The following is an 8,333-nucleotide window of genomic DNA, read 5'->3' as shown; positions in this document are numbered from 1 at the left end:
TGAGAATCCCCCGTGCGTCCCGCCGGGCGCAAGATGACAGTGCGGTGAATCGGTTGTCCGGTGGACGTCCGGGCGATCACCGTTTGACGGGACCTCGGCTGCGGCAATCTGGTGCGTACAAGACAGTTTTTCCGAGGCGGTGAAAGGAGAGTCCGATGATTATCGGGATGGTCAGCAACTGGGTTCGGATGATCCTAGACGTGATCGGCATCTGACCCGGCGATCCACCACACGCTCCGCCACGTGGCGTGCCGCGAGACCGTCCGGTCTCGCGGCACGCCGGCGCACTGCCTACAACCACATGAGGCAGAAGATGTGCCCCACCGGGTCGGCGTAGACCCGGAAATTGTCATGATCGTTGGGCTGCACCAACTTCGCGCCCAGCGCCAGCGCCTTCGGCTCGGCCTCCTCGATATCGTCGACCAGCACATCGAAGTGAATCTGCTGGGACGCTTCGGGATCCGGGAACTTCGGCGGCTTGTACTCCGGCGACAGCTGGAACACGATGCGCCTGCCCTGGCCGTCGACGGTGACGATCCACGTCTCGTCCTCGGTCTCGGTCAGTTCCACGCCGAGCAGACCGACGTAGAACTCCGCCAGCTTGCGCGGCTCCGGACTGTCCAGCACCACGCTGCGCAGGCGTCCGACAAAACCCTTCGAGGTCATGCGATATCTCCTTCGGTCGGCATTGTGGTCGCCTACCCGGCACCGGCGCCGAGCAAACATCCAGCAGAGACGTGGACACCTCGCGACGATGAAAACTGTTGCGGTCGAATAAGTCTCGCCACCGAAGCAGCCGCCCCATCTGTTCTCGCTGCCTACGATGAGAGCCGACACAGTCTGCTGGACGAGGGGGCACCGGACATGACCGAGCACGTGGTCGACCAATCCAAGCCGAGCATCGCGCGGGTGTACGACTATCTGCTCGGCGGCAAGGACAACTTCGCCGTCGACCGCGCGATCGGCGACCACTTCAAGAACAACCTGCCCGGCTCGGTGGCGATCGCCTCGACCAACCGGCAGGCCATGATCCGCGCCGTGCGCGACCTGGCCCGCGACGGCATCCGCCAGTTCATCGACCTCGGCAGCGGGCTGCCCACCGCCGACAACGTGCACCAGGTCGCGCGCCGCCACGCCCCCGACGCCACGGTGGTGTACGTGGACAACGACCCCATCGTCCTCGCGCACGGCCGCGCGCTGCTGGCCACCGACGACCGCACCACCGTCCTCCAGGCGGATCTGCGCGCGCCGGCCTCGATCCGGGAGCACCGCGAGGTCGTCGAGCTCATCGACTTCGACCGGCCCGTCGCCGTCCTCTTCAGCGCGATCCTGCACCACCTCAACGACGACGAGAACCCCGCCGCCGTCGTGCGCTACTGGTCCGAGCAGCTGTGCCCCGCAAGCCCGGTGTACATCTCGCACTTCCGCTCGGGCGGCAACCGCGAGACCGCCGTCGCCGAGGAGAAGCTCCAGTCGACCTTCGGGCGCGGCCGCTGGCGCACCGACAGCGAGATCGCGGAGCTGTTCGGCGATCTGGAAATCCTCGAGCCCGGCATCACACCGTGCGCGAACTGGCGACCGGACCCGACCAACGAGGATCCCCGCCCGCTCAGCGTCTGGGAACAACTGATCGTCACAGGCCTGGCACGCAAGACCTAGAACACGCGAGAGGGGTGCCGCGCATCCGCGACACCCCACACTCGAAATACGTTGCGCGAAACCCTTACTCGGCGGGCTCCAGGATCACCGGCAGCCTGCCGTGACCGTTGGAGATGAAGCTGACCACGGTCCCCAGCTCCGACGGATCCGCCGCCAGGCGCATGTTCGGGAAGCGCTCGAAGAGGGCGGGCAGCGCGACCGCCGCCTCCAGCCGGGCCAGCGGCGCGCCCAGGCAGTGGTGCACGCCGTGGCCGAAGGCCAAGTGGTCCTTGACATCCCGGGTCACGTCGAACTCGTCCGCGGTCTCGCCGTGCACCTTGGGGTCGCGATTGGCGGCCGCGTAGGCGGGCAGAATCGGCTCGCCCTTGGCGATCCGCACCCCTTCCAGCTCGATGTCGTCGACCGCGAAGCGCAGCGGCAGGTGCGCCACCGGCGCCTCGAACCGCAGCGACTCCTCGATCAGATCCGACCAGCCCACCTTGCCCTCGACGACCGTCGCCCGCTGCTCGGGCCGGGTCAGCATGGCGTAGATCGCCTGGTCGAGCAGGTTGACCGTGGTCTCGTGGCCCGCGCTGATGACCAGCAGCAGCGTGTCGATGAGCTCCTGCTCGGTCAGCTGCGAGCCGTCGTCCTCGTCGCGGTGCGAGATCAGCAGGCTGGTCATGTCGTCGCCCGCGTTCTCCCGGCGGTAGGCCACCAATTCGCCGAGGATGCGGTACATCTCCATGTAGTTGGCCTGCGACTCCTCCGGGCTGAGGGAGGTGTCGAAGATGCCGTCGACGCACTTGCGCAGGCCGGGGTTCAACGACTCCGGCACGCCCATCAGCTCGGAGATGACCTCGATCGGCACCGGGTAGGCGAAGCCCTCGCGCAGATCGACCACCTCCCCCGCGGGCACCTCCGCGAGCCCGGCGATCAGCCGATCGACGATCCGCGTGATGCGCGGCCGCATCGCCTCGGTGCGGCGATGGGTGAACGCGGGCGCCACCAGCTTGCGCAGCCGCCGATGGTCGGCGCCGTAGGCGGTGAACATGTTGTTCACCGCCACCCAGAGGAACAGCGGCCAGTCCTGCGGCACTTCGCCGTTCGCGAACGCGGGCCAGTGCTGCCTGGCATCCTTGGACACTTTCGGATCGACCAGCAGTCGCTTGAGCAGATCCGCGTCGGTGATCGACCAGGCGCGCACGCCGCCGGGCAGCTCCACCAGGGTCGCCGGTCCGCGCTCCCGCAGGCGCGCGGACTCGCCCTGGATGTCGGCGCCCGTCGGGTCCAGGACTAGAGGCTCAGTGTCCATCGGGGTCTCCTTAAAACACGTTCAACGGTGGTGACTCAGGGAAGACTACCGGCAGAGAGACCAGCGCTCGGTGGAAAGGACCTGGCCGCCAAGACAATTCACCCGGAGCGACGCCGAGGGCCAACTCGGGCAGCGCGTCGAGGAGCTGATCGATGGCGTCCTGCACGATCAGGTAGGCCATCGACCTGGCGGGGCACGCGTGCGGCCCGACGCTCCACGCCAGGTGCGATCGATTGGCCACGTACCCGCCGACGCTGATCTTGGGGTCGTTGTTGCAGCCGGACATGCTGATCACGACCGGCTGGTGCGCGGGCAGCCAGACGCCGTCGATCAGGATCGGCTGCCGCGGGTAGGACACGCAGTAGTTCGCCATCGGCGGGTCGGTGAACAGCACCTCGTCCAGCGCGTCGCGCGTCGAAAGGCTGCCGCCGAGAACGTTTCCCGCGAACCGTTCGTCGGTGAGCATCAGCAGCAGCGTGTTCACGATCAGGTTCTGCTGCGGTTCGATGCCCGCGCCGTAGAGCGTGACGAGCTGGTGGATCATCTCCACGTCGTCGAGCTTGGCCGGGTGGGCGAGCAGCCGGGAGGTGATGTCGTCGCCCGGCTCCTTGCGTTTCGAGGTGACCAGCTCGAACAGCGCGTCGGTGAGCATCGCGTTGCCCTTGTCCGCGTTGACGCCCTCGAAGATCGCGGCCATACCCGTCGCGACCTGCTGGCCGATGTCGGGCGGGCAGCCGAGCGTCGCGTTGAGCACGGCGAAGGTGAGCGGAAAGGCGTACTGGCTGATCAGGTCCGCGGCGCCGTCCTGGCAGAACGCGTTGATCAGCGGGATGGCGATGCGCTCGACGGTGGCGTGCAGGCTGTGCAGGTCCACCTCGGCGATGGCGGCCACGTTGGCCTGGCGGTAGCGGCTGTGCTCGAGGCCCGCGCTGCGCAGCGCGTTCGGCCGCCACTCCAGCATGGGCAGGATCGGGCACTCGCCGGGCACGCCCTTTTGCCAGGTGCGCGGGTCGGCCGGAAAGTGCTCGGGGTCGTTGAGGATTCGCAGCGCGGTGTGGTAGCCGATCACCAGCGTGGCCGGCACGTCCGGTGCGAGGTTCACCGGGACGAGCGAGCCGTACTGGCGGCGCATCTCGCGGTAGGCGCGGTGCGGGTCGGCGGCGAACTCCTCCGAGTACAGCGACACCCGGGGGCCGTCGGTGTCGATCGGTGAGCCGTGCGGGACCGGGCAGGAACGCGGGGGCGTGGTCAAAGTCGTGACTCCTGACGATGGAACAGGAATTCAACAAGCGTGATCAGGGATCGCAAGCACGTGCCCCGGTCACGCGCGTCCAAGACGGTGAGCGGCGTCTCCGGGGCCAGGTCCAACGCGTCGCGCACCTCGTCGAGCGGATAGTTGCGCGCGCCCTCGAACTGGTTGACCGCCACCGAATACGGCACGCCCCGCTCCTCCAGCACCGAGAGCACCTCGTCGGACTTCTCGATGCGCCGGGTGTCGACCAGCACCAGCGCGCCGAGCGCGCCGCGGGCCAGCTCCTCCCACAGCGGGACGAACCGCTGCTGGCCGGGCGTGCCGAAAAGGTAGAGCGCCAGCTGTGGATTCAGCGTGATGCGGCCGAAGTCCATCGCCACGGTCGTCTGCGACTTCCCCGGCAGGCCGGCCATGTCGTCGACGCCGACGCTGGCCTCGGTGATCGTCTCCTCGGTGCGCAGCGGCTTGATCTCCGACACGCTGCTCACGAAGGTGGTCTTGCCGACCCCGAAATTGCCTGCCACCAAGAGCTTTACGGAACGGGTAACGGTCTCCGGCACATAGTCGACTGGGCGATCAGACGGCGAGAGCACGGAGCCCATTAAGTACCTCCTCGAGCAGAGCGATCTCCGGCAGGTTTTCCGCCGGCGTAGGTGTGACCAGGTGCCCGTTGTCCATCAGATCGGCCGCGACGATCTTGACAACGGACGGCGGCAGGTCGAGGTACGCGGCGATCTCCGCGATCGACAGCGTGCCCCGGCGGCTACAGAGAGTGATGACCCGGCGTGCGTCGGGCGTGGCACCCGGCGACGGGTCCTTGGCGGCACGGACCAGAGTGACCAGGTCCAACTCGCGAGTGGGACGGGTGCGTCCCCCGGTGCGCACATATGCCCGAACCAGGTCGGGATCACGCCGGGCCCGTGCAGTCATCGCAAGTCGCCACCATCAACACGCCTGCGCGGCTGGCTCCCCAGCTCGTGCCCGACCCGGCCCGCGAGCTCGTTCATCCGGTGCGCGATGAGCGCGACGTCGATCTCCGGCGTGGTCGCCACGCCGAGCAGCGCTCCGTCGCCCGCGGCGGTGATCAGGATCATGCCCTGGTCGTACTCGGTCATGTTCTGCCGCACGCCGTTGTCGCCCTCGCCGCAGAACTCGCCGAGCGCCTTGCCGAGCGAGCGCAGGCCGGACGCGGCGGCGGAGAAGCGCTCGGCCTGATCGCGTTCGATGCCGGCGGAGTGCGCTATTCGTAACCCGTCCTCGGATAGCAGGACCGCGAATCTGACGCCCGGGACGTTGAGGTCTTCGAGTAGCCAGCCCAGCTTGTTACTGCTGTCGGTCACGGGTGAGGCCATCAGGATGTCATCCCTTCCGTGTGATCGGAGTTGTCGGACTGATCGGTGGCGGCGGCACGGCCGCTCTTGGATCCGGTGTGCCAGGCCGCGGCGACGTCGGGCCTGGCGAGGCCGGGTTCGGTGCGCGGCCCGACGGGGGCGAGCGCGACGGTGCGGCGACGCCGCTTGGGTAAGCCGCCGCTTGTAATCTCGTGCACGGCGAAAGGCTCACTCTCACTTGGCTCTTCGCGCTCCTGCGCGCGGTGCGTGGCACCCGTGGCGACCGCGACGGGCGCGGGCTCGGCGGGTACCTCGATGGCGCGCGCGGGCACGGCCTCCTGCTGGCCGGGCTGCGGCGTCATCAGCAGCGCCTCGGGAATGTAGACCATCGCGCGCATGCCGCCGTAGACGTTCGGGCCGTCGATGTAGACGGTGAAGCCGTAGCGACGCGCCAGCGCGGCGATGCCGGGGAAGCCGACCTTGGGCGAGGGGCCGAGCTGATGGATGTCGACCGAGCGCTCGTGCGCGAGCACCTGCCTGGCCTCCTCCATCTGCTCCGCGTTCATCCGCACGCCCGCGTCGTCGATGATCACCGTGACGCCGTGGTGACCCTCCTGGAAGCTGACATCCACGAAAGACGTTGGCGGAGAATAGCGCAGCGCGTTGTCGAGCAGGGTGGCCAAGGTGTGCACGAGCGGCTCGACCGCCCGGCTGATGACCACCCGGTCCAGCTGGGCCGGGCGCACCCGCAGGTAGTCGCGCACGCGGCCGATCGCGCCGCCGATGACATCGGTCAGCGACTGGGCGGGCCAGCGCCTGCCGGGCAGGCCGCCGCAGACGATCACGTAGGACTGCGCCTGGCGGATCATCTGCTGCACGGTGTGGTCGATGCGCGTGAGCGTCTCGTACACCTCGTCCTTGCGGTGCTCGCGCAGCGCGGAGCTCACCACCTGGCTCACGTCGGCGCCGAGACTGACCACCGACGTGCCGAACGAGCGCACGGCCGCGCTGGTCGCCTGGCGAGACGCGGCCGACACCTCGGCGCGCACCTTCTCCTCGGCGGCGGCGATGGCCTGCTGCGCCTCGTGGTTGGTCTGGTCCCTGGTCTCGGACCGCAGCAGGCTCAGGTCGTCGGCGTAGCGCTCGGCGATCCACCGCAACACCTGCGCGATGCGCGAATTCTCCAGGCCCGGTGGCACTTCGACCGTCGGGGCCTGGCTGTCGAAGCGTCTGATCGACTCCGCTACCGCCGGGATCGTGGTGGTGGCGAAGCGCTCGACGGCTTCTTCCGCGGCTCGTTGCTCTCTACTGAGTGCTTCGGCTCTGGCACGCTGCTGTTTCGCGTAATGCACTGCGTACAGCGCGACGGCCGCCACGACCACGAGTGCGGCGGCGAGGATCCATGAAAGCACCACGGCGATATCTTGATTCATCGGTTCTTTCGTCGTCGATTGGCGCCGAGGGGGGCAAGCGCGCGCGAGTGCGTAGACCCGAGGCCGTGTCGACTCTCCGTCATCGTGCTTCGTCTCGCCTTCCTCGCGACGCCGACCAGCACACCCTGGTCGGATCTGGTCCACGTCGGAGGACCGGCGATCGCCGAACAACAGATTGTGTCCGAACAGTTACCAGAACCCGACGCTGCGACATTAGCAGCTATGCAACCAGTTCTCTTCAGATCCACTCACATGATTGCGTTTGCAGACAGAAGATGACGAGTCCGGGGCGATGCGCAATAATGCTGCGCCCCTGGTGATCACGATCGCTTGCCACGCGGTGACCAGCGACGTTCCGGGCCGGGCGGTAAAGGACACATCATCGGATCTCCCGGCGGGGCCGCGTATCTCGCGCACGCTGTCAACCGCGCCTATCCGAAGCGGGTGGGAGAACTGGGTATTCGGGTTCGCTCGCGACCGGAAGTTTGCTAGGCCGACCAGTTTGTTTTTACTTCCATGACGACGAGCCCTCCGCCAGGCCGGGCGGTGCGGATTGCTCGAATGTCGCCGACGCGCGTCCAGACGCCTCGACCGAGCGGCTTTCGGCGTACGGCCGAGGGCCGCTTTCCCCGACAACTAGGGCGAACCGCGAGTACCGGATACTATGCCGCCATGGCAAAGCTGAAGGTCTCCGTCGATGTGCCGATCTCGCCGGAGGACGCCTGGTCCCACACGTCCAACCTGGCCGACCTCGACAAGTGGCTGACAATGCACGAGGCGTGGCGCAGCGAGGTGCCCGAGCAGCTGACCGTCGGCACCGAGCTGGTCGGCGTCGCCTCGGTGAAGGGCCTGCGCAACCGGGTGACATGGACGGTCAAGGCCGCCGAGCCGCCGCGGCGGCTGAAGCTGACCGGCGCGGGCAAGGGCGGCACCAAGCTCGGCCTCGAACTGCTGGTCACGCCCAAGGGCACCGGCTCGGAGGTGACCGTCGACATCGACCTCGGCGGCAAGCCGCTGTTCGGCCCGATCGGCGCGGGCGTCGCGCGGGCGGTGAAGGGCGATATCGAGCGTTCGCTGGAGAAGTTCGTCGCGCTGTACGGGTGAGTCGCGCCGGGGCCGAATCATGTTGCGCGGCTGAGTCACGCCGGGGCCGAGCCGCACCACGCGGCCGAATCACGCCAGGCCCAGCCACATCCCACAGCCGAACCACGCCAGGCCCAGCAACATCCCGCAGCCGAACCACGCCAGGCCCAGCCACATCCCGCAGCCGAACCACGCCAGGCCCAGCCACATCCCACAGCCGAACCACGCCAGGCCCAGCAACATCCCACAGCCGAACCACGCTAGGGCGCGAACACACTGTG

General features: G+C 68.0%; 10 protein-coding genes. 2 read left to right on the top strand and 8 right to left on the bottom strand.

The features are described 5' to 3' along the window. Nucleotides 1-291: 291 nt before the first annotated feature. Nucleotides 292-666 carry a VOC family protein gene (locus tag ON39_RS14050; RefSeq protein WP_040734391.1) on the bottom strand — a complete coding sequence of 125 codons (375 nt, stop codon included), beginning with the start codon at nucleotides 664-666 and terminating at the stop codon, nucleotides 292-294. A 198-nt stretch (nucleotides 667-864) separates the two neighbouring features. On the opposite strand from ON39_RS14050, the gene ON39_RS14045 reads away from it, so the two are divergent. Continuing rightward, entirely contained in the window at nucleotides 865-1,659 is a 795-nt protein-coding gene (locus ON39_RS14045; RefSeq protein ID WP_040734390.1) for an SAM-dependent methyltransferase, read from the top strand. 64 nt (nucleotides 1,660-1,723) lie between these two features. Here the strand turns inward: ON39_RS14045 and ON39_RS14040 are convergent, their stop codons facing one another. Genes ON39_RS14040 through ON39_RS14015 form a run of 6 tightly spaced genes read right to left on the bottom strand, consistent with a single transcriptional unit; the run spans nucleotide 1,724 to nucleotide 6,969 of the window. Further along, a complete protein-coding gene (locus ON39_RS14040) occupies nucleotides 1,724-2,953 on the bottom strand; it encodes a cytochrome P450 family protein (protein WP_040734389.1) in 1,230 nt (409 codons plus the stop codon). Nucleotides 2,954-2,963: 10 nt separating this feature from the next. Continuing rightward, entirely contained in the window at nucleotides 2,964-4,205 is a 1,242-nt protein-coding gene (locus ON39_RS14035; RefSeq protein WP_040734387.1) for a cytochrome P450, read from the bottom strand. Then, on the bottom strand, nucleotides 4,202-4,807 hold the full coding sequence (locus ON39_RS14030) for a GTP-binding protein (protein ID WP_040734385.1): 606 nt from the start codon (nucleotides 4,805-4,807) through the stop codon (nucleotides 4,202-4,204). The genes ON39_RS14035 and ON39_RS14030 overlap by 4 nt, the downstream gene beginning before the upstream one ends. Next, entirely contained in the window at nucleotides 4,782-5,135 is a 354-nt protein-coding gene (locus tag ON39_RS14025) for a DUF742 domain-containing protein (protein ID WP_040734383.1), read from the bottom strand. The genes ON39_RS14030 and ON39_RS14025 overlap by 26 nt, the downstream gene beginning before the upstream one ends. Next, nucleotides 5,132-5,557: a roadblock/LC7 domain-containing protein gene (locus tag ON39_RS14020; RefSeq protein ID WP_040734382.1), complete on the bottom strand. Its 426-nt coding sequence runs from the start codon at nucleotides 5,555-5,557 to the stop codon at nucleotides 5,132-5,134. Before ON39_RS14020 ends, ON39_RS14025 begins: the two co-directional genes overlap by 4 nt. Next, complete coding sequence (locus tag ON39_RS14015) at nucleotides 5,557-6,969, bottom strand: ATP-binding protein (protein ID WP_040734381.1); 1,413 nt, start codon at nucleotides 6,967-6,969, stop codon at nucleotides 5,557-5,559. Before ON39_RS14015 ends, ON39_RS14020 begins: the two co-directional genes overlap by 1 nt. Nucleotides 6,970-7,641: 672 nt before the next feature. Here ON39_RS14015 and ON39_RS14010 point away from each other — a divergent pair. Next, entirely contained in the window at nucleotides 7,642-8,073 is a 432-nt protein-coding gene (locus ON39_RS14010; protein ID WP_040734380.1) for a type II toxin-antitoxin system Rv0910 family toxin, read from the top strand. Nucleotides 8,074-8,142: 69 nt separating this feature from the next. On the opposite strand, the gene ON39_RS50065 is transcribed toward ON39_RS14010, so the two are convergent. Beyond that, a partial coding sequence (locus ON39_RS50065) for a hypothetical protein (RefSeq protein WP_040734378.1) occupies nucleotides 8,143-8,333 on the bottom strand: 191 nt, incomplete at its 5' end.

This window comes from Nocardia tenerifensis NBRC 101015, from assembly GCF_000308715.1.
Taxonomy (GTDB): domain Bacteria; phylum Actinomycetota; class Actinomycetes; order Mycobacteriales; family Mycobacteriaceae; genus Nocardia; species Nocardia tenerifensis.
Note: the sequence above shows the minus strand (reverse complement) of the source record. Positions and strands in the feature narration are given on the sequence as shown.